The organism is Streptomyces sp. NPDC014870 (genome assembly GCF_043081505.1).
Classification (GTDB): domain Bacteria; phylum Actinomycetota; class Actinomycetes; order Streptomycetales; family Streptomycetaceae; genus Streptomyces.
The window spans coordinates 307,171-328,154 of the sequence record NZ_JBIBWQ010000008.1; the positions used below are offsets into that span (position 1 = coordinate 307,171).

Annotated in this window: 20 protein-coding genes and 1 pseudogene; 5 read left to right on the forward strand and 16 right to left on the reverse strand. The window is 71.0% G+C overall.

The features are described 5' to 3' along the window. Positions 1–2: 2 nt before the first annotated feature. Positions 3–368 (reverse strand): hypothetical protein, encoded by a 366-nt coding sequence (locus ACF09C_RS24060; protein ID WP_392094120.1) that lies wholly within the window; start codon positions 366–368, stop codon positions 3–5. A 916-nt stretch (positions 369–1,284) separates the two neighbouring features. Between ACF09C_RS24060 and ACF09C_RS24065 the strand changes: the two genes are divergently transcribed. The 3 genes from ACF09C_RS24065 (at position 1,285) to ACF09C_RS24075 (ending at position 3,615) form a co-directional block, all read left to right on the forward strand. Continuing rightward, positions 1,285–1,842, forward strand: a complete 558-nt coding sequence (locus ACF09C_RS24065; RefSeq protein WP_392094121.1) for an endonuclease domain-containing protein — start codon at positions 1,285–1,287, stop codon at positions 1,840–1,842. A 236-nt stretch (positions 1,843–2,078) separates the two neighbouring features. Beyond that, positions 2,079–2,546: an HIT family protein gene (locus ACF09C_RS24070; RefSeq protein WP_392094123.1), complete on the forward strand. Its 468-nt coding sequence runs from the start codon at positions 2,079–2,081 to the stop codon at positions 2,544–2,546. 529 nt (positions 2,547–3,075) lie between these two features. After that, positions 3,076–3,615, forward strand: a complete 540-nt coding sequence (locus ACF09C_RS24075; protein WP_392094125.1) for a GNAT family N-acetyltransferase — start codon at positions 3,076–3,078, stop codon at positions 3,613–3,615. Between the two features lie 453 nt (positions 3,616–4,068). On the opposite strand, the gene ACF09C_RS24080 is transcribed toward ACF09C_RS24075, so the two are convergent. From ACF09C_RS24080 to ACF09C_RS24140, 13 genes and pseudogenes are all read right to left on the reverse strand, one after another. Further along, positions 4,069–4,674 (reverse strand): OmpA family protein, encoded by a 606-nt coding sequence (locus tag ACF09C_RS24080; protein ID WP_392094127.1) that lies wholly within the window; start codon positions 4,672–4,674, stop codon positions 4,069–4,071. 11 nt (positions 4,675–4,685) lie between these two features. Further along, entirely contained in the window at positions 4,686–5,273 is a 588-nt protein-coding gene (locus ACF09C_RS24085; protein ID WP_392094129.1) for a hypothetical protein, read from the reverse strand. Between the two features lie 20 nt (positions 5,274–5,293). Next, positions 5,294–5,953, reverse strand: a complete 660-nt coding sequence (locus tag ACF09C_RS24090; protein WP_392094362.1) for a pilus assembly protein TadG-related protein — start codon at positions 5,951–5,953, stop codon at positions 5,294–5,296. Positions 5,954–5,958: 5 nt separating this feature from the next. Continuing rightward, complete coding sequence (locus ACF09C_RS24095) at positions 5,959–6,174, reverse strand: Flp family type IVb pilin (RefSeq protein ID WP_392094363.1); 216 nt, start codon at positions 6,172–6,174, stop codon at positions 5,959–5,961. Positions 6,175–6,333: 159 nt separating this feature from the next. Next, entirely contained in the window at positions 6,334–7,035 is a 702-nt protein-coding gene (locus ACF09C_RS24100) for a response regulator (protein WP_392094131.1), read from the reverse strand. Positions 7,036–7,047: 12 nt separating this feature from the next. Continuing rightward, a complete protein-coding gene (locus ACF09C_RS24105) occupies positions 7,048–7,935 on the reverse strand; it encodes a DUF5936 domain-containing protein (protein WP_392094133.1) in 888 nt (295 codons plus the stop codon). Between the two features lie 22 nt (positions 7,936–7,957). Next, complete coding sequence (locus ACF09C_RS24110) at positions 7,958–8,899, reverse strand: type II secretion system F family protein (RefSeq protein WP_392094135.1); 942 nt, start codon at positions 8,897–8,899, stop codon at positions 7,958–7,960. A gap of 15 nt (positions 8,900–8,914) precedes the next feature. Beyond that, positions 8,915–10,258: a CpaF family protein gene (locus ACF09C_RS24115; protein WP_392094137.1), complete on the reverse strand. Its 1,344-nt coding sequence runs from the start codon at positions 10,256–10,258 to the stop codon at positions 8,915–8,917. A gap of 5 nt (positions 10,259–10,263) precedes the next feature. Next, positions 10,264–10,716, reverse strand: coding sequence for a TadE/TadG family type IV pilus assembly protein (locus ACF09C_RS24120; RefSeq protein WP_392094139.1), 453 nt, complete (start codon positions 10,714–10,716; stop codon positions 10,264–10,266). Beyond that, complete coding sequence (locus ACF09C_RS24125; RefSeq protein WP_392094141.1) at positions 10,713–11,090, reverse strand: TadE/TadG family type IV pilus assembly protein; 378 nt, start codon at positions 11,088–11,090, stop codon at positions 10,713–10,715. Before ACF09C_RS24125 ends, ACF09C_RS24120 begins: the two co-directional genes overlap by 4 nt. A 3-nt stretch (positions 11,091–11,093) precedes the next feature. Then, positions 11,094–12,386 (reverse strand): CpaE family protein, encoded by a 1,293-nt coding sequence (locus ACF09C_RS24130; RefSeq protein ID WP_392094143.1) that lies wholly within the window; start codon positions 12,384–12,386, stop codon positions 11,094–11,096. Between the two features lie 7 nt (positions 12,387–12,393). Further along, positions 12,394–13,110, reverse strand: coding sequence for a Flp pilus assembly protein CpaB (cpaB, locus tag ACF09C_RS24135; RefSeq protein ID WP_392094145.1), 717 nt, complete (start codon positions 13,108–13,110; stop codon positions 12,394–12,396). Between the two features lie 364 nt (positions 13,111–13,474). Beyond that, a pseudogene (locus ACF09C_RS24140) lies at positions 13,475–14,335 on the reverse strand (hypothetical protein); the annotation flags it as partial. A 394-nt stretch (positions 14,336–14,729) separates the two neighbouring features. On the opposite strand from ACF09C_RS24140, the gene ACF09C_RS24145 reads away from it, so the two are divergent. After that, positions 14,730–16,424: a chitinase gene (locus tag ACF09C_RS24145; protein WP_392094147.1), complete on the forward strand. Its 1,695-nt coding sequence runs from the start codon at positions 14,730–14,732 to the stop codon at positions 16,422–16,424. Between the two features lie 73 nt (positions 16,425–16,497). On the opposite strand, the gene ACF09C_RS24150 is transcribed toward ACF09C_RS24145, so the two are convergent. After that, positions 16,498–17,772 carry a serine/threonine-protein kinase gene (locus tag ACF09C_RS24150; protein ID WP_392094365.1) on the reverse strand — a complete coding sequence of 425 codons (1,275 nt, stop codon included), beginning with the start codon at positions 17,770–17,772 and terminating at the stop codon, positions 16,498–16,500. A gap of 308 nt (positions 17,773–18,080) precedes the next feature. On the opposite strand from ACF09C_RS24150, the gene ACF09C_RS24155 reads away from it, so the two are divergent. Further along, positions 18,081–19,418, forward strand: coding sequence for a M14 family metallopeptidase (locus ACF09C_RS24155; protein ID WP_392094149.1), 1,338 nt, complete (start codon positions 18,081–18,083; stop codon positions 19,416–19,418). Between the two features lie 65 nt (positions 19,419–19,483). Here the strand turns inward: ACF09C_RS24155 and ACF09C_RS24160 are convergent, their stop codons facing one another. Then, a complete protein-coding gene (locus ACF09C_RS24160) occupies positions 19,484–20,950 on the reverse strand; it encodes a GntP family permease (RefSeq protein ID WP_392094151.1) in 1,467 nt (488 codons plus the stop codon). Between the last annotated feature and the right edge of the window lie 34 nt (positions 20,951–20,984).

Sequence of the window (20,984 nt, forward strand, 5' to 3'; positions counted from 1 at the left end):
TGTCAGCCGCCGGGGCGGATGCGGACGAACCTCGCCGCCATGACGGGGCCGAGCTCCTGGACGATGGCGTGGCCGGGCTCGTGCGGGTACGGCAGGTCGTTGAGGAACGAGGTCACGATGACCTCGTCGACACCGAGCTCCCCGCGCGCGCTCTGCTCCTCCAGGAAGTCGAGCGTGCGCCGCCAGTCGGCCGCGCCCGGATCCTCCCCGAGGAAGGAGCGCACGCAGTTCTGGACGACGTCCCAGAAGAAGACGTGCGGCAGCACACCGCCCTGGCTGAAGACATGGGACTCGTACGCTCCCCGGAACTCGGGGATGTGTGTCACCAGGTCGCTGACCAGCCGAACGCTGGGGGATGTGGTCGTCATCGGCAGTCCACTTCGGTGCGGGCCCTGCGCCCGTTCGCACCAGGATGCGGCATGACGGCAGGAGTTATCCACAGGGGATGCGAATAATCCCCCGTCCGTGGATCGTTGAGTCATGGCGGGAGAGACGGAGGAGTTGGTGAGGGTCGCCCGGGGCGGGGTGCTCCTCACGGTGCGGGCGTACGAAGCGGGGTGGCCGATGGGCGGCGGCCAGATCGGGAGACAGCTGCGCGCGGAGGGCTGGCAGCGCATCTGCCGCGGCGCGTGGGCGGTCCCCGGCAAGGACGTCGACTGGCGCGTCCGCGCCCGCGCCCACCAACTGCTCCGCCCGGAGCTGGTGTGCAGCCACGGCACGGCGGCAGCACTGCACCGGATCGAGGTACTCGGGGGTTGGGGGGAGGGGGTGGGGGTGGGGGACCCCCCGGGAGGAGGTGGCACGCCGGACCGGCCGAACGGCCGGGGCGGCGCGGGTGGGACAGGCAGCGCGGGCGGCGCGGGCGGCGCGGGTAGGTGGGGTGGCGCGGCTGGCCGGGGTGGCAGGGACGGTGCGGGTGGACCGGGCGGTGCAGGTGGGCCGGTCCGTGCGGCTGGCGCGGGCGGGCGCGGCAGCCCCGGGGCCAACGGCTGCCGAACCAGCGCCGGCAACGCGGACGGCATGGACGGAGCGCGCAGCACGGGCGGTACGGACGGCGCGAACGGCCCCGGCGGCTCCGGCGGCTCCGGCGGCTCCGGCGGCTCCGGCGATTCTGGCGGCTCGCGTAGTTCTGGCGGTTCTGGCGGTTTTGGCGGCTCTGGTAGTCCTGGCGGTTTTGGCGGAGTGGATGTCGTCGAGTTCACCGTGAGCCGTCCGCATTCGTCTAGGTCGGCCGAGGGCGTGCGCGTGTACTCCACGGATTACTTGGCCGACGCTGACTGCGTCATGCGCGCGGGTCTCCGGACGACGGGTCCGGCGCGGACGGTCGGCGACCTGATGCGGAGGTGCGTGACACGCGAGGCGGCGGTTGTGGTGGCGGACTCGGCGCTGTCCCGGCGCACGGTCCGGGGCGTCCGCCGCGAACCGCTCGTCCACCACGCCCAGCTCGTGGCCGAGCTGGCGGCGCCTCGCCCCGGTGCCGCCCCGGCCCGGAGGTGGCTGAAGCTCGCGGACCCGGCGTGCGGCTCGCCGGCGGAGACGGTCGCCCGCCTCCACATGCGCGACGCCGGTCTGCGCCCGGAGTCCCAGCCACTCCTCGGGTCCCGCTCAGGCCGCAGGCTGCGCCCGGACTTCCTGTTCCGGCGGGCGGGGCTGGCCGTCGAGATCGAGGGGTACGCCTATCACGGCACCCGCCAGGCCCACGATCGCGACGTCCGCCGCTACAACGACCTCGCCGACTGCCCGGAGGTCCGCCGGGTCCTGCGCTTCACGGCCCAGGACGTCTTCCGCCGCCCGGACGCCGTGGTCGCCACGATCCGCGCGACGCTGGGGTACTTGACGTGAGCGTCCCACGTGAGCCTCTGGCACCGGCCGCCCTCTCTCCGAGCGTGGCGTCCTCCGGCGGGCCCTCAAGGGCGCTCCTGCGTCGCGTCGCTACGCGATGGGCTGCGCCCACCCTTGACCGCCCACCTCCGCACGCCCTTTGACACTCGGAGGGCGGCCGGGGTGGGGGCCGGGCGCGGCAGCTCGGTCCGGGGCACGGCACCGTGGGCGGGTACGCGTCAATACGCTCTCAGTTCATGACGACTCCCGACTGCTACCCATGCAGCAAAGAAGCAGGGTTCGACGACCTTCCACCACGCGAGTGCGTGGCTCATGACCGGCACTGGCGGGTGGTCCACGCCTTCAACACCGCGCTGCCCGGCTGGCTGGTGCTGCTGCCTCGGCGTCACGTTGCCGCGGTTCATGACCTCACCGACGCCGAGGCGGCTGCCTTGGGGGTGTGGCAGGTCAAACTCTCCCGTGCTCTGCGGAGCGTGACGGGTTGCACCAAGACCTATGTCGTGCAATTCGCCGAAGCCGAAGGCTTCGCGCACGTGCACTTCCACATCGTTCCGCGCATGACGGATCTGCAGCGGGAGCATCGTGGGCCGGGCATCTTCGAGCTGCTTCGGCGGCCGGAGCAGGAGCGAGTGACGCCTGACCAGGCAGACCGGATCGCCCACTCACTCCGCGCTCAACTTCAGGGGCACCCGAAGGCTCATTGACCCGATCACCGGGTCCGAGTCAGAACCCGAACCCGTTCCCGATCTGCGCGGTCTGGCCGAACCCCGCGCATGGTTCCCTCTACGCGGACGAGCCCGGCCCGCGTCCAGGACGGCTAGCCGTTCGCATCTGCTCGACGCCCGGCACGCCGCATGCGATTCCGCAGGTGGACGACAAGCGGCGGCAGGGCGGACCCGATCAACGCCAGGACGGCGGCAGCGACCCAGTGCCGCGTCTGCTGGCCCATGAGAAGACACGAGACGGCGCCGAAGAAGGCACCTGCTGCCGGCAGCCACCGCGCCGAGAGCGACGCGCCACGCCGTATTCGTCATGCCGGGATCGTATGAGCGACGAGTGAGTGCGGCCACGGCGTATGGGCAGCTAGCGGTGCCGTAAGCGCAGCGAACTGACCGCGTGGCGGCGGGAATACGGTTCCCGGCGGCGTGCCGTGCCGCTCTCTCTTCTAGTACGTCGCAGTTACGGCCGAACTGGGGCGCGTACACGGTCGAGGGTGGGTGGCATGATCGCGGAATGGCCTCCGTGCTCGCTTTCCAGCAACTCGTCTCTCCGGACGACGCGACACCGCGGCTGCGGCGCGCGCTCGCCGCGTGTTGGGTGGAGGTGACGAATGCGGGTGGAGCGGCAGGGTTTCCCTTCGCGCCCGTCGACGCCGCGACGGTGGTTCCGGCTCTCGATCGCCTGGCCCAGTCGCTCTCACCCGATACGAGCCGGCTGCTCCTGGCCTCCCTGGACGGGGAACTCGCAGGGTGGCTCAATGTCCGTCGCGACCGGTTCGAGCTGATCGCGCATTGGGGCACCGTCCACCACGTTCAGACTCGTACGGACGTACGTGGACGGGGTGTCGGGCGTGCCCTCCTGGAAGAGGTGCGCAGGGTCGCCAAGGAGGAGATGGGGCTGGAGCAGTTGCGCCTCGCCGCTCGGGGCGGTGCCGGCCTGGAGGACTTCTATGGGCGGCTCGGGTGGAGGGAGGTCGGTCGGTGGCCCGGCGCTCTGTGGCTCGCCGCCGGCGACGACCGCGATGAGATCCTCATGCTCCTCGCGCCGCTCTGATCCGCCCGGGTCGCTCACCGCTTTACCGCTCGCCGCTTGGCGCTCGCCGCTCGCCGCTCGCCGCTCACCGGACCGTCACCAGCGGAGTACGAGCCTCTGCCACCAGCCCGGCGTTCCACGCTGAGCCGTGGCCGGGCCGCCCCATCGCGCTGCCGCGCCGTTCTGACCTGCAGCCGCTGCGCGGCCCCGGGCACCGGACGGGCTCCAGCGCGGCCCTCACCCCGGGCCGCCCTCCGAGTGTCCAAGGGCGCCCGGAGGTGGTGGGTCAAGGGTGGAGCGGAGCGGAATCGGCGGAGCCGACGCGACCGCAGGGAGCGCCCTTGACGCACCGCCGGAGGGTGCCACGCTCGGAACGAGGGCGGCCGGCGCCAGAGACTCACGTACCGGGCCCGCCCCGGGCCACCTCTCCGCGCCGAGGACGTGTCGCATGTCGGCGTGGACGGCGAGGCTCCCTCAATTGCTCGACGTTCGGGGGAACGAGATCTCGACCCGTCGGTTCTTGGTGCGGCCTTCTTCGGTGGCGTTGGAGGCGATCGGGTAGTCCTCGCTGTAGCCGCGGATGTCGAAGGTCTTGCCGGGGTCAAGCGTTTTGGCGAGCTCCTGCTGCACGGCGTCGGCACGTTGTTTGGAGAGCTTGAGCCCGTGTTCGTACGTCCCGAGGTCGTCGGTGAATCCGAAGACGCGGACGCGGCTGGAGTTCTGCTTGTTGATCTCGACGGCGATGGCTGCGATACGGGCGGTGGCGGCCGGGCCGAGTTTGGCACTGTCCTTGGCGAAGAGCACCTCGGCCTGCAGGGCGAAGGTCACGTCGACGTTGGTGTCCTCGCGCCGCTGTTCGCCGCCCTCCTCCTCGACGACCTGTTTGATGTCGAGGACCTTGGGCGCGGCGAGGGTGGCCCCGTCGGGCAGCATCAGCTCGGGCGAGTTCGCGTCGATCTCGGGGGGTGGGGAGGCGCTGGAGGTGGAGTTGGGGGGATCGTCGGCGAGGACGGGGCCGGCGGCGGTGGCGTAGAGGAGGAGGGTGAGGGCGGCGAGGGGGGCGAGGCGGCGGGGTGTCATGGCGGCGTCCGTCAGGAGAGTTTGATGGTGCCGGGTTCGAAGGTGGGGAGTTGGAAGGTGACTTCGGTGGTGCCGGCGGGGGGTGCGGGGAATTGCATGAAGACCTCGGACGAGGCCTGCGCCCGGAAGATGTCGAGGCCGGTGGTGGTCAGTGGCCTGCCGTCCGTGTCTCGGAGGACGTAGTAGCGCTTCTTCCCGATGGCGTCCACCAGAGTCGCACCTCCCAAGGAGCTTCCGTGCTCCAGCACTTCGGTCTCATTGCCCTTCACTCCCGCAGGAAGCGCCCTGGCCCTCTCCGAGGTATTCGTCAGCCTTCCCTTGACAGTCAGGAAGCCCCCGGCGTCGCGCTGGACCGACGTGATCGTCAACTCGAAGCCGTCCTGTCCATTGAGTACAGCCAAGGTTTCCTCAGGCGCCTGTGGCTCCTCCGACTGAGGCTCCTTGTCGCCTTCGCCTCTGGGCTTGGAGGAGCTCGCGGAAGCAGGGGTCGTCGGAGGATCGTCGTCACTCCCGCAGCCAGCTACGCCGAGGACCAGACCGGCCGCTGTGACCGCCACAACCCACCTTCTGAGGGCCGTCGTTGCGTACCGAGAACTCATGAACGGGATTCCTTCGTTTGTCAGCCGGCCAGTCGAACGGTGAAGAGATCTGCAGCGCCAGGAAGCTCCGGATCGTCGGGGTCGATCGTCCACGAGACACCGTCGCACGTGAGCCCGACGATCGGGGCGGGTTGGGTCGGCGTAGGCTCCGGGTCGGGCTCCGGGTCCGGGTCCGCTTGAGACGGCTCAGGTTCGGGGGTCGGTTCAGGAGCGTCAAACGTGCAGAGCGGCTTCAGCACTGCGGTCGCCGCGGCCACAGCATGCTGGCTCTCTGTTCCGGGAATGACTGAGCGGCCGACGGATTCCAGAGTGCGCACCTCCACCCTGAACCCGTCGTCCCCGGCGGGAAGAGCGACGCAGCCTTCTCCCCAGAGCTCTGTGCCGTTCTTCGCCGCAAAGGAGGCAGCACGATCGCATGCGGCCTCGACGTCGTACTCTCCGCCCGCCAGGAATTCACCCCATTGAGAAGGGTCAGCAATGACCGAAACCCAGCCATCCCTCAGCTGATCACGGGCGTCTTGAGCCGCAGCCAGCGCCGCCGCGTCCGCTGCAGTTTGCGCACCGTTCCGCGTCGCAGCTGCCTGCCCGACCACGAAGTAGGCGAATGCGAGGAAGAGCAGACCCGCCATGACTGTGATGTAGATAGGAAACGCCTGCCCTGCATCCGCACTTCTGCGAATGCGAACTAGTCGATCAGGTCGGCGATCTCGTTCGAGATGGCGGTCTTGATCGTGTTGCCGATGTCCGTCCCGCTGATCGCCACCACGATCGCCACGACCACCACGATGATCCCCAGGTACTCGACCGCCGTCTGGCCGCGGTCGTTGGTCGTCCTCGTGCGGGTCCAGGTGTCGAAGTGCAGTTTTGCCTTCGTCGCAGCCTTCAGCATGAGGTCGCTCATGGTCGTCGTCCCCTCCGGATTCGTACATCCCCGTGCCGCTGCCGAGTTCGGCACGGGCACGGTACGTCAACACCACCTCCTCCCCACAGGGCCCGTAGGCCCAAACACGGGCCCAGGGGTTCTTGACGGAGGTGTCGCCAACGTCGCCGGCGTCCGCGGTCATGAGGCTGCCCTTGTTCCCAGCCAGGCTGCTATGGCTTCGCTTCTCGACGTGGCGTGGAGTTTGGCGAAGATGCGGTTGATGTGGTTCTTGACCGTCTTCTCGCTGATGAAGCATGTGTCGGCGATCTGCCGGTTGTTGAGGCCCGATGCGATCAGGTCCATCACCTCCCCCTCCCTCACGCTCAGCCCAAAGCGTGCCACATTTGGTTGCAGCTGCGAAGAGGGTGTGGGAAATCTGCGGTGGGTCGAGACAATTGGCCGTACGCCGCCGTGTGCAGTCGCACCGCGAACCACGCCCACCAAGGCGTTCGCCGCCGTCGGTGTGAAGCGGGCTCGGCCTGCGCGGACGTCGCGGACGGCTGTCACCAGTTCCTCCGCCGTGAATTCGCCGTGGACGAGGTAGCCGCCTGCGCCCAGGCGGAGGGCTTCCTGGACGATCTCCGTCTCCACGCTGTGCGTGAGCATGAGGACGGGGGCCACGCGCACGAGGTGGGGCAGGGCGGTGAGGCCGTCGACGACGGGCATGCGGACGTCGAGGAGCACGACGTCGGGGCGGGTGCGGCGGGTCTCGTCCATCGCCGTGCGGCCGTCGCGCGCCTCCGCGACGACCCTGATGTCGGGGGTCGCGGCGTCCAGCAGGGCGCGCAGGCCCGCGCGGACGACCGGGTTGTCGTCGGCGACGAGCACTCTGAGCGTCATCGGGTCCTCACCTCACTCCCCCGTGATCGAGCCGAGGTTGGTGCCCGAGCCGAGGAACAGGCCCGCGCCGAGCAGGATCATCGTCGCCGGGACCATGAGCGTGGTGATCACCATCGTGGCCTTGGGGACCGCTTTCGCGGCCTTCCTGCGGGCGTTCTGCGCGTCGGTGCGGCGCATGTCGTTGGCGATCTGTATCAGCGTCTCGACGATCGGCGCGCCGAGTTCCTCGCCCTGCTGCAGGGCGGTGACGAACTGGGCGACCTGTTCGCTGTCGTTGCGGCGGCGCAGTTCGTCGAAGGCCTGGCGCCGGCTGACGCCCATGTCCATCTGGCGGAGGGTGATGCGCAGTTCGTCGGCCCAGGGGCCTTCGTACTTCTCGGCCACACGGTCGAGGGCCTGGCGGAAGCCGAGGCCGGCGGAGACGACGACCGCGAGGACATCGAGGAAGTCCGGGAGGGTCCGTTCGATCTGGTCCTTGCGGATGCGGATGGCCGACCAGATGCCGACCTCGGTCCAGAACGCGCCGAAGGCGAAGAGCAGCAGCGCGACGAGGACGTCGCCGTCCGAGAGCATGATCAGGCCGCCGAAGCCGCCGAGGAAGCCGTAGACGGCGCGCCGGGCTCCGTAGCGGTCGATGGTCAGGCCGCCGGGGTTTCCGGCCAGGTCGATGCGGCGGCGGACGGTGGCGACGCGCTTAGGGCCCATGGCGCGCAGGACGGCGGCCGAGTAGCGCATGCCGAGCCGGTCGACGACGGAGTAGACGGCGCCGGTGCGGGTGGAGCCGATCTCGAGGGCGAGTTGGAGGTCGTCGGGGAGTTTCGCGTCGGCCCGGTAGAGCCGGATGCCGTAGAGGATGCCGGTGACGGACAGGGCGGCGGCCAGTGCGAGGAGGAGGTCCATGGTCAGTTCCGGTTCCGGTCCCTTATACGTCGATCTTCGAGAAGCGGCGGATGATCACGAAGCCGACGACGTAGAGCGCGAACGCGGCGACGACGGCGACCTGGCCGAGGCCCGAGCCGGTCATCCGGTCCAGTGCGCCCGGCTGCATGTTGTCGATGAGGAGGAGGGAGCCGATGCCGATCACCGGGACCGCGTACGCCGTGAGGTTCACCTGGGACAGTTGCGTACGGACCTCCCTGCGCGTCTCCTTGCGCTCCTCCAGGGTCTCGGTGAGGTTGCGGAGGGAGGAGACGACCGTGCCGCCCGCCTTGTTGGCGAGGACGAGGGTGGTGACGAGGACGACGAGTTCGCGGGACGGGAGGCGTTCGGCGAGTTCGCCGAGCGCGTCGTCGATGGACGTGCCGACGGCGAGCTGCTGGGCGACCTTCTCCAGTTCGTCGCCGGCCGGTGCGTCGAGTTCGTCGGCGGCCATGCTGAGCGCCATCCGCAGGGCGAGTCCGGCCTGGGTGGCGTTGGCCAGGATCCGGGACAGTTCGGGCAGCTGGTTGATGAACTTCTCGATGCGCTTCTGGCGCTGCCAGTTGAGGAAGCCCAGGGCGACCCAGATGCCGACGAGGCCGCAGATGGGGCCGAAGAACGGGGAGAGGACGGCCTGGCCCGCGATCCACAGGGCGAGCACGAGCACCGTCATGGCGGCGACGAACTCTCCCGGTGTCACGTCGAGGCCGGTGGCGGAGATCCGCAGTTCCAGCTTCCGGCCGAACGCGGTGCGCCGCAGGCGCCGGTCGAGGGTACGGAAACGGCGCCTGCGGCGCCCGGTGTTCTCCGCCTCGCCGCTCTGGGCGAGCCGGGCGACCAGGGCGGCGCGGTCGGCGGTGCCGCGCGCGTACGTGTGGATGCCGAGCACCCCGAGGACGCAGGCGAGCAGCACGATGCCGGTCACCGGCCACGTCGACGAAAGCATGTGTGTGCCCTCCTCCTACTGCGCTTCTCGGGTGGTCAGCTGGTCGTCGGACGTGGCGACGCCGAAGGCCTGCGGGACGGGCTGGCCGGCCAGGTAGAGCCGGTCGGCGACGCGGCGCGGCAGCGGGTGGTAGGCGTACGCGCCGTACACCCGGCCGTCGGCGGCGAGCGGCTGGGCGCGGAAGGAGCAGACGGTCGCGAGGGTGAAGCGTTCGCGGCCGCGCGAGGCGAGGACGGCGATCTCGGTGACGCGGCGGGTGCCGTCGGGGTGCCGGGTGAGCTGTACGAGGACGTCGACGGCGCTGTTGATCTGGTCCCTGAGCGCCTCGAAGGGGACTTTGACCTCGGACATCGAGGCGAGGGTCTGGAGCCGCATGAGGGCGTCCTCGGCCGAGTTGGCGTGGACGGTGGCGAGGGAACCGTCGTGGCCGGTGGACATGGCCTGGAGCATGTCGAGGGTTTCGCCGCCGCGGACCTCGCCGACGATGATCCGGTCGGGGCGCATGCGCAGGGAGTTGCGTACGAGGTCGCGGATGGTGACCGCGCCGCGGCCCTCGATGTTCGGGGGGCGGCTCTCCAGGCGGATGACGTGGGCCTGACGGAGCTGGAGTTCGGCGGAGTCCTCGATGGTGATGACGCGTTCGCCGTCGGGGATCAGTTCGGAGAGGGCGTTGAGGAGGGTGGTCTTTCCGGTGCCGGTGGCGCCGGAGACGATCACGTTGAACTTGGCCTGGACGAGACCCGCGAGCAGCAGCACCATCTGTTCGTCGAGCGAGCCGAGGCCGACCATCTCGCGGAGCGTGTACGCGCGCGGGAAGCGGCGGATCGTCAGGGTCGCCCCGGTGAGGGAGAGCGGCGGGATGATGACGTTGACGCGTTCGCCGGAGGGGAGCCGGGCGTCGACCATCGGGTTGGACTCGTCGACGCGGCGGTTGACGGTGGAGACGATCCGCTCGATGGTCTGCATCAGTTGTTCGTGGGAGGCGAAGCGGAGCGGGAGGAGTTCGACCCGGCCGGCGCGTTCGATGTAGATCTGGTCGGGGCCGTTGACCATGATCTCGGTGATGGAGGCGTCTTCGAGGAGCGGTTCGAGGACGCCGAGGCCGAGGGCCTCGTCGACGACGCGGCGGATCAGCTGGGCGCGTTCGGCGGTGGAGAGGACCGGGCCTTCGCGGCTGATGATGTGGCCGAGGACGCGTTCGAGGCGGGCGCGCCGTTCGGTGGCGACGAGCGCGGACATCTCGGTGAGGTCGATCTCCTCCAGGAGCTTGGCGCGGAAGGTGGCGACGAGGTGGCCGTCCTCCCTGGCTCCGCCGACGCCGGTGTCGTCGGGGGTGCTGATCCGGGCTCGCAGACTCATGGCAGCTACTCGCCCTCCTCGGGTACGGGCATGGTGGCGCGCTTCGTGATGTTCCCGAAGTCCCAGAAGGGGACGACGGACGGGATGTCCACGGTGACGGTGGCGACGGCCTCGCCGCCGCCCTCGCTCACCCCGACGCGTGCGGTGAGCCAGTCGCTCATCGCCGACCGGCCGGCCGTCCGCGGGTCGAGCGTCGGATCGTCGTGGCCCGCTGCCCGGGCCGCGGCGCGCGCGCCCGTGCCGGCCTGCTGGGCGGCGTAGGCGGCGATGCCGAGCTGGATGCCGGCGAGGGCGACGAGGAGGAGGACGGGGAGGAACCCGAGGTACTCGACGGCGGCCTGACCGCGGTCGCGCACGCCGTCACGCACGCGACGGGCCTGACCGCCATCGCGGACGCCCTCGCGCACGCCGTCGCGCACGCGGCCCCCTCGTGTGCCGGTGTCCCGTCGTCCGGTCATCCCCCGGTCACCTCCTCCCGTACGGCTCCGGCCTCACCGGTCACCGAGAACGGGAACGAGACCGTGCCGGGGACGAGGACCGGGACCTTGAGCTTCACCGTCGCCCGGGCCAGGTCTCCCGACGCGGGGCAGCTGACCCGAGCCGACCACGCCTCGCCCACGTGCCGCTTCCCCGCCGCGTCCCAGTCGCCGCCCACCGCGCAGACGCGGGCGGCCTCGTCGGCCGCGTTGGCGGCGAGCGTGAAGGTGTAGCCGACCAGGACGCACTGCCAGAGCAGGACGAGCGTGATCAGGATGAGCGGGACCATGCCGAGGAACTCGACGGCCACCTGCCCCCTGTCGTCCCCGCGCGCCGCGCCCCGGTTCGTCGGCATGGCTCAGCGCCCGCCCTTGCCGCGGGTCAGCCGGGCGAGCTGCCTGCCGGTTCCGGCCTGCCTGCCGTTCCCGGCCTGCTTGCCCGGTCCGAGCGCGGGCCGCTGGTCGGCGGCCGCGCCGGGCGGCGGGCCGACGAGGCCCAGCTCGCCGGCGAGCGACCACAGGGCCTGCTTCACGGTCGACCGGGCGTCGAGTTCGTGCAGGCGGCCCGCGTCGACGACGCCGTGCAGCTCCTTGAAGTTGGCGGGGACGACGACGCCCGCCATCCGCGTTCCGGTGATCTTCTGGATGAGGGCGGGCTGGATCTCCGTGCCGCGCGTATGCCGGTTGACCAGGACGGTCGTCTCCTCCGCCTTGCGGATCTGGAGCCGGTCCCACATCCGTACGGTCCGCTTGGCGGCCCGCACCGCGACCACGTCCGGGGTGGTGACGAGGATCGCCGTGTCGGCGGTCTCGACGGCCGCCGCGTTGGCGCCGTTGAGGTAGGTGCCGCAGTCGACGACCACGACGTCGTGGCGGGCGCGCAGGGCGCCGATGATCTGTCGGGCGGAGCGGTCGGCGACGTCCTCGCCGCGTTCGCCCTCGCCGGGGGCGAGGAGGAGCGCGAGGCCCGTCTCGTGGACGTACACGGCTTCCTGGAGGACGCGGGGCGAGAGGTCGTCGACGGCGGCCAGGTCGGCGACCGAGCGGCGGAACTGGACGTCGAGGTAGGAGGCGATGTCGCCGCCCTGGAGGTCCATGTCGACGAGGGCCACGTCACGGCCGGAGGCGCGGGCGGCCAGGGCGAGTTGGACGGCGGTCACGGTGGTGCCGACGCCGCCCTTGGCGCCGCTGACGGTCACGACGGTTCCTCCGGGGCCGGCGAACACGTCCGTTCCGCCGCCGAGGTGGCGGCGGACGCCGACGGACCACTGGGCGGCCGCCTGGACCCGGCTGGCGAGCTCCTCGTAGCCGAGTGGGAGGGTGACAAGGCCGCGGGCGCCGGAGTCCATGGCGGCGGAGAAGAGGACGGGGCTCGCGTCGGCGGTGATGAGGACGACGCCGACGGCGGGGAAGCGGAGGGCGACCTCGCGGACGAGTTCGAGGGCCGGGACGGGGCCGATCCGCTCGTGGACGAGGACGACTTCGGGGAGTTCGTCGAGGGACTGGGCGGCCAGCCGGGCGAGGGTGTCGACGAGCTGGGTGGAGTCGGCGACGGGCTGGGCGGGTTCGGCGCCGGGGAGCTGGCTGAGGAGGCTGATGACGGCGCGGGCCGCGTCGGGGTCGGCGACGGCCGGCAGGATCCTGGTGGTCATACCGGCCTCACTTGTCCTTGTCGAGCGTGTAGGTGCGGTCGTCGGGGGTGAGGGTGGGCTCGCCACCGGGAGTGGCGCCGGGGGCGACGAGGGCGAGTCGTACGTGCTCGGCGAAGGATTCGGCGTAGGCCACGCGCTGGGTGTCGAGTGTGGAGAGGGCGAAGGTGATCGGTACGGCTTCGGTGGGGCCGTTGCTGCGGTCGTTGCGGTCGGAGATGGGGGTGAGCTTGCCGACGTCGATGACGCGGGCGTTGCTGACGATGACCTTGGACTGGGCGGCCTTGCCACCCTTCTCGCCGGCGAACGTGGCGTAGATGTTGACCGTCGAGCCGGCGGTGATCTTGCCCGCGACGCCCGTGGCCGCGTCGATCATGATGGCGATCTCCTGCTGGCCGGGCCGGAGCGCGGGCCGCTGGACGATCATGTCCGACTGGAGGAGGGAGCCGGCTTTGAGTGTGGTGACGGCGATCTTCCCCCTGATCTGGTCGAGGTTGGTCACGGCGGTCTTCGACAGCCAGCGCTCCGGCATCGAGGTCTTTTCGAACTGCCCGTCGCTGAGCGGGGTGTGGGGTGCCACGTCGGCCTTGACGCGGTACGCGGTCACCTCGGGCCCGACCTTGGAGTTGACGTCGTCGATGACGGAGAGGACGCCGGCGAACGCGGCGAGGGCGCACAGGACGGACAGCAGGAGCAGGATGACGCCACGACGCTGGCGGGAGTTCATTGCCGGACAACCTCGATCGGGGGTACGTGTGGCTCGGCGGACGGGTACGTATGGCTCAGCGGACGGGGTACGCGGCGGGCGGGATGTCTCCGGGCGGTGGCGGTGACGGCGTCGACGGCCAGGGGGCTTCCGCGGGTGCCGTCGGTGCGGCAGGTGCCGTCGGTGCGGCAGGTGCCGCGAGTGCAGTTGCTGCCGCGGGCGCCGTCGGTGCCGGGGAGGCCAGCGCGCGGCGTTGGCGTGCGGCGAGGGACCGGTCGGCTTCCGGCGCCGCCGGCGCGACGGACCGCGCACCCGCGGGCGCGGCCGTCCCGACCGCCGGGGCCGCCCGGGACGCCCGGGCCGGCGAAGGCGCTGTGGGCGCGAGCGCGGACCAGGGCGCGGAGCAGAAGCCGCAGCGGTCGCCGATGAGTTCCATCCGGCACCAGTTGCAGGTCTCGCGGCGTACGGAGGCGACCAGCCGGTGGAGTACGGCGATGTCGGGGAGGTACGCCGTGAACTCGACCAGTCGCCCGGTCCCCCACCAGCGGGGCGACTCGGCGGGCAGCGGCGCCTCGTGGACAGCCTGGACCTGCCAGGTGGGGGCGAGGGTGCCGGTGGCCCAGTCGGTCTGGAGCTGGCCGCGGGCGACGAGGAGCTGGGTGGCGAACTCGGGTCCCGCGGGCGGTGCGACGCCCGGGCCGATCCGGAGGAGCTGGGGGGTGGGGGCGGCGAGCACGGCGAACTGGGCGCCCGGGAGCCAGCCCTTGACGTGCGACTTCAGGGTGACCGGCACCCGGTCGAGCTTGGCGACGGAGCCGAGGACCGCGCCGGCGTAGATGTAGTGGGTGAGCAGCCGGGCCGCCGAGGCGATGACGCCGGGGCTGAAGTCGCAGGCGGAGAGCTGCCGCAGCTGCCGGGCCAGTACGGCGGTGCCCAGGGGCGGCAGGTCGGTCTTGACCAGGGCGATCCGGTCGCTCTCCAGGAGGGAGCGGATGGCGTGCAGCCGCTGCTCGGCGGTCTTGGGCAGGGAGGTCGGGCAGAGGACGATCACATGCCCGTAGCGGTCGAGGAGGAGCTGGAGGTCGGCCACGGCGGAGGCCAGCGGCTGGGTCTCGGGCGCGGGCAGGACGGCGGCGGTGGGCGTCTGCTGGTCGGTCGGTGGCAGCACCAGGTCGGCACTGGTGACCGCGATAGCTGTCGGCACGTCGGGCTCCCCGTCCCCAAGTCCCAAGTCCCCATGTCCCATGGCGCAGCACATCGCCATGACTCACTGCGTTCACCGCGTTACTGCACAGCGCGATGCTGTGCACTTTATCCACGACCTGTGGGCTGGTGAACACACAATCCGGCAAGCGCAACGTGAAATCTGGGCCCGGATGGGTCTTGTGGTGGGTCCGGGACTGGGCCCCGCGTTGGGCCTCGCTCTGGGTCCCGGCCTGGGCCCGGGAGTGGGCCCGCCATGGGCCCTGAGACCCACCGGCCCAACTCCCCTTCCGCGCCAGAGGTCTTGACAACTCGATTGGTCTGGACCAGCTTGTTGCCCCAACGGTGGCCACCGTGACCTACCTACCTCCCTTTCCCTTCCCTTCCCTCTCCTCCCCTCCCCTCCCCTCCCCCATCTCCCCCACCGGAGGCAGCAAGTGGACCGCACCACCACACGCTCGCGCAGATGGATCGGCGGCGCTCTCGCGCTCGCCGTCGGCTCCGGCCTCGGCCTCGTCGGCGGCACCGGCACGGCCCAGGCCGCGGACGTCAACGTCGCCAGGAACGCGGGCTTCGAGTCCGGCCTGTCCAACTGGAGCTGTACGGCGGGCAGCGGCGCCGCCGTCTCCTCGCCCGTACGGACCGGGGCGGGCGCCCTCAAGGCGACCCCGGCCGGCCAGGACAACGCCCGTTGCAGCCAGGTCGTCACCGTCAAGCCCAACTCGACGTACACGCTGAGCGCCTGGGTGCAGGGTGGGTACGCCTACCTCGGCGCGACCGGCACCGGAACCACCGACGTCTCCACCTGGACCCCCGACAGCCCGTCCTGGAAGCAGCTGACCACCTCCTTCACCACGGGCGCGAGCACCACCCAGGTGACCGTCTACACCCACGGCTGGTACGGCCAGGCCGCCTACCACGTGGACGACGTCTCCGTCTTCGGCCCCGACGGCGGCGGTCCGGTCGACCCCGACCCGGTCGTCCCGGCGACCCCGGCGGGCCTCGCCACCGGCTCGATCACGTCCTCCTCGGTCGGCCTGAGCTGGAACGCGGTCACCGGCGCCACCGGCTACAAGGTGTACCGGGACGGGTCCCTCGCGCAGACCGTCTCCGGCACCTCCGCCACCGTGGCGGGCCTCGCGGCCAACACGACGTACCAGTTCCAGGTCTCGGCGACCAACGCCGCCGGCGAGTCGGCCAAGTCGACGGCCGTCTCGGCCCGTACGACGAACCCGGGCCCCGGCCCGTCCGTCCCGAAGCACGCCCTGACCGGCTACTGGCAGAACTTCAACAACGGCGCCACCGTCCAGAAGCTGCGGGACGTCCAGGCGCAGTACGACATCATCGCCGTCTCCTTCGCCGACTCGACGACCACGCCCGGCCAGATCGTCTTCAACCTCGACCCGGCCGTCGGCTACGCCTCCGTCGCCGACTTCAAGGCCGACGTGGCCGCGAAGAAGGCCGCGGGCAAGTCGGTCATCATCTCGGTCGGCGGCGAGAAGGGGAACGTCACCATCAACAGTGACGCCTCGGCGACCGCCTTCGCCGACAGCGCGTACGCCCTGATGCAGGAGTACGGCTTCAGCGGGGTGGACATCGACCTGGAGCACGGCATCAACTCCACGTACCTGACGAAGGCGCTGCGCCAGCTCTCCGCGAAGGCCGGCTCCTCGATGGTCCTCACGATGGCCCCGCAGACCATCGACATGCAGAACACGGGCACCGAGTACTTCAAGACCGCGCTGGCCGTGAAGGACATCCTCACGGTCGTCAACATGCAGTACTACAACAGCGGTTCGATGCTCGGCTGCGACGGCAAGGTGTACAGCCAGGGCTCGGTGGACTTCCTCACCGCGCTCGCCTGCATCCAGCTCCAGGGCGGCCTCGACGCCTCGCAGGTCGGCCTCGGCGTGCCGGCCTCGACCCGGGGCGCGGGCAGCGGCTACGTCGACCCGTCGATCGTGAAGAACGCGCTCGACTGCCTGGCCCGCGGCACCAACTGCGGCTCCTTCAAGCCCTCGCAGACCTGGCCCAACCTGCGCGGCGCGATGACCTGGTCGACCAACTGGGACGCGACGGCCGGCAACGCCTGGTCCAACGCGGTCGGCCCGCACGTCCACAACCTGCCGTAACACCCGCACGACCCGCGACACCGATCGGACCGCGGCGCCGTCACCCTCCGGTGGCGGCGCCGCGCCATGTCCGTCAGGCGGGCAGATAGCGGCTCAGGACCAGGTCCAGATGACGCTCCCACGCAGCGGCGCGCTCGGCGCCGCGGCCGTCGACGTCGCAGGTGTAGGTGGAGCCGTCGTACAGCGTGAGGGTGACGGCGAGGCGCCGGCCGCGCCGGGTCCGCGCGTACGTGACGGACCCGATCTCCTCCCAGCCGAACTCCGCCTCGACGTCGGCGATCACGAAGACCACGCCCTCGGCGTCGACGGCGATCCCGGACGCCCCGTCGGCGGCCTCGAACGTCGGCGCGGGCCCGGGCGGAGCCGCGGGCGGCGGCGGTACGGCGACGGTGGGCCGCGCGTGTACGGGTACGTGTACGGGTACGGCGTCCTGGACACCGCCGCCCGCGGCGGACGTGGGCGCGGGCACGGCGTCCTGCACGGCGTCACCCGCAGCGGGTGCGGGCACCGACACGACGGTCGGCGTCGGCGCCGCACCCGCCTGCGCACCTGCAACCGCACTCGCCTGCGCACCCGCACCCGCACCCGCCAGCACGTCGAGCAGCTCCGCGGGGGTGGGCCGCTCGGTCGGGTTCTTGGCGAGGCAGCGCCCGACGAGCTCGCGCAGCTCCTCCGGTACGGCACCCAGGTCGGGGGCCTCGTGGACCGTGCGGTACATGAGGCCCATCGGGGTGCCGTCGCCGAACACCCGCCCGCCGGCGGCCGCGACGAGGACACCGCCGAGGGCGAACACGTCGGCGGCGCCGGTCACCTCCTCGCCGAGAGCCTGCTCGGGGGCGAGGTAGCCCGGGGTCCCGAAGGCCGATCCGGTGGCGGTGAGCCGGGTCGACTCCAGGGCGCGGGCGATCCCGAAGTCGAGGACGCGGGGGCCGTCGGCGGCCATGACGATGTTGCCGGGCTTGAGGTCGCGGTGGACGAGCCCGCAGCCGTGGATGGCCTCCAGGGCCTCGGCGAGCGCGGCGCCCAGCCCGCGCAGCCGCCGCTCGTCCATGGGGCCCTCGGCCGCCACGAGGCCGGCGAGGGTGGGGCCGGGAACATAGGCGGTCGCGAGCCAGGGCGCCTCGGCTTCGGGGTCCGCGTCGACGACCTGCGCCGTGTGGAAGCCGCCGACCCGCCGGGCGGCGACGATCTCGGCCCGGAATCGCTCACGGAAACCGGGGTCGGCGGCGAGTTCCGGCCGGGCCACCTTGACGGCGACGGCGCGGCCGCCGCGCGAACGGGCGAGCCAGACGGTCCCCATGCCGCCCTCGCCGAGTTTGCGTTCGATCTCGTACGTGCCGATCAGCATCCCCACGCGGCACAGTATCGCCGAAGGGCCGCCCTTTCGGCCTTTTCGCCGTCCGATGTGATCTCCTGTCAGCCCGTCACGGAGGCGACCGTGGCGATCGTGGCCGAACCACACTCTTGACCCGTCCATGTCATGGCCGCACCATGTGCCCGAACACCCGCGCAAGACACCCGAACAGAGCATCCGCACCGCAACACCCGCAGAACGAAAGCGCACGACGAAAGCGCACGACGAAAGCGCACGACGAAACCGCACAGCGAACCCGCACAGCCTGTCGCACCCCCCACCCTCCCCACCCAGGAGACAGCATGCGACTTCGAACCCGCGGCAGAAGGTCCGCCGCTCTCGCGGCCCTTCTGGCGCTCGCCCTCGCGGCGCCGCTCTCGCTCGGCGCCCAGCAGGCCGGCGCCGAATCCGAGCCGACCCCCGCCGCCGAGGAAGTGATCCGCCAGTACGAGATCCACGGCCCGTCCACCGTCGCCGAACGCACCGCGCTCGCCGCCACCGGCGTCTCCATCGACGAGGCCGACGACCACAGCGTCGTCGTCAGCGCCAACGCCGCCCAGCTGCGCAAGCTCCGTGCCCTCGGCCACCGCCCGGAGGCGCTGCCCGCGCCGCCGGACCGCTCGGTCAAGGGCCTGGCCGTCGAACCCTTCGACTTCCCCTCGGCCGACTCGAAGTACCACAACTTCGCCGAGATGAACGCGGAGATCGACCAGCGCATCGCCCAGTACCCGACCCTCATGAACAAGCGGGTCATCGGCAAGACCTACCAGGGCCGGGACATCGTCGCCATCAAGGTCAGCGACAACGTGGGCACGGACGAGGCCGAGCCCGAGGTCCTCTTCACGCACCACCAGCACGCGCGCGAGCACCTGACGGTCGAGATGGCGCTGTATCTGCTGCGCGAGCTCGGCGCGGGCTACGGCACCGACAGCCGGGTCACGAACATGGTGAACAACCGCGAGATCTGGATCGTGCCGGACCTCAACCCGGACGGCGGCGAGTACGACATCGCCTCCGGCTCGTACCGCAGCTGGCGCAAGAACCGGCAGCCCAACGCCGGCTCCTCCTACGTCGGTACGGACATGAACCGGAACTGGGACTACAAGTGGGGCTGCTGCGGCGGCTCCTCGGGCACCAAGAGCTCGGAGACCTACCGGGGCACGGCCCCCGAGTCGGCCCCCGAGGTGAAGGTCGTCGCCGACTTCGTCCGCTCGCGCGTGGTGGGCGGCAAGCAGCAGATCAAGGCGGGCATCGACTTCCACACGTACAGCGAGCTGGTGCTCTGGCCGTACGGCTGGACCACGGCGAACACCGCGCCGGGCCTGACGCAGGACGACCGGGACGCGTTCGCGGCGGTCGGCGGGAAGATGGCGGCGAGCAACGGCTACACGGCCGAGCAGTCCAGCGACCTCTACATCACGGACGGGTCGATCGACGACTGGCTGTGGGGCGCGCAGAAGATCTTCGGGTACACCTTCGAGATGTATCCGGCCTCGTCCTGGAACGGCGGCTTCTACCCGCCCGACGAGGTGATCGAGCGCGAGACGAGCCGTAACCGGGACGCCGTCCTCCAGCTTCTGGAGAACGCGGACTGCATGTACCGCTCGATCGGCAAGCAGGCGCAGTACTGCACGAGCTGACGCTCGGTACGCGTACGAGGAGGGCGCCCCCGGAACTCCGGGGGCGCCCTCGCCTGTCGTACCCGCTACACGGCCAGGCTGAGCGCGGCGGCGACGGCGAATCCGGCCAGGGAGAGGACCGACTCCAGGACGGTCCAGGACTTGAGGGTGTCCCGCTCGGAGATGCCGAAGTACTTCGACACGATCCAGAAGCCGCCGTCGTTGACGTGCGAGGCGAAGATCGAGCCGGCCGAGATGGCCATGATGACGAGGGCGAGGAAGGCCTGCGAGTGGTCGCCGCCCTCGACCAGCGGCAGGACGATACCGGCCGTGGTGACGATCGCGACCGTCGCCGAGCCCTGGGCGACGCGCAGCACGAGCGAGATCAGGTAGGCGAGCACGATGACGGGCAGACCGACGTCGTTGAAGGTGTCGGAGAGCGCCTGGGCGACACCGCTGGCCTTCAGTACGGCGCCGAAGACACCGCCGGCGCCGACGACGAGCAGGATGTTGCCGACCGGCTTCAGGGACGAGGTGGAGACCTGCTCCAGGGACTTGCGGGTCCAGCCGCGCCGGATGCCGAGCAGGTAGTAGGCGAGGACCAGGGCGATCGTCAGGGCGACGAACGGGTTGCCGAAGAACTCGATCACGGAGCGGGCGGTCGACTCGTCCAGGGCGATGGAGGAGAACGTGGCGGCGAGGATGAGGACCAGCGGCGTACCGATGATGAGGAGCACGGTGGTGAGGGAGACGGGCGCCTCGGAGGCGCCGTCCTTGCGCTCGGCGGCGACCTGGGCCTTGGCGTCCTCGGCGGCCTCCAGCATGTCCTGCGGGACCTCGACGAAGAGCCGCTTGCCGATCCAGGCGGCGTAGGCCCAGGCGGCGAGGACGGCGGGGACGCCGACGACGACGCCCATGAGGATGACCCAGCCGAGCGAGACGTGGAGCAGTCCCGCGGCGGCCACGGGGCCGGGGTGCGGCGGCAGGAAGGCGTGGGTCATCGACAGGCCGGCGAGCAGCGGCATGCAGTAGAGCAGAATCGATTTTCCGGACCGCTTGGCGGCGGCGTAGACGATCGGCGCGAGGACGAAGATGCCGACGTCGAAGAAGACGGGGATGCCGAAGATGAGGCCGGTCAGGCCCATCGCGAGCGGGGCGCGCTTCTCTCCGAACAGGCCGAGGAGGCGGGAGGACAGCACCTCGGCTCCGCCGGAGACCTCGAGTATCGCGCCGAGCATGGTGCCGAGGCCGATGATGATCGCGACATGGCCGAGGATGCCGCCCATGCCGTTCTCGATGACCGAGGTGGCGGCGGACTTCTGGACCGTGCCGAAGAGTTCGGTGACGGAGAGTCCGGCGGCGAGGCCGACGCTGATGGAGACGGCGAGCAGCGCGACGAAGGGCTGCAGCCTGACCTTGATGATCAGGAAGAGCAGGAGGGCGATGCCGAGGGCGGCGACGGTCAGCAGTCCGGCGGTGCCGGGTATGAGGAGGAGCAGTCCTCCGGTGTGGGGTGGCGCCTCGGCGGCGGGGGGTGCGGCGGCGAGCAGCATGGCGGGGGCCTCGTTTTTGGGTAGGGGGGAGCGC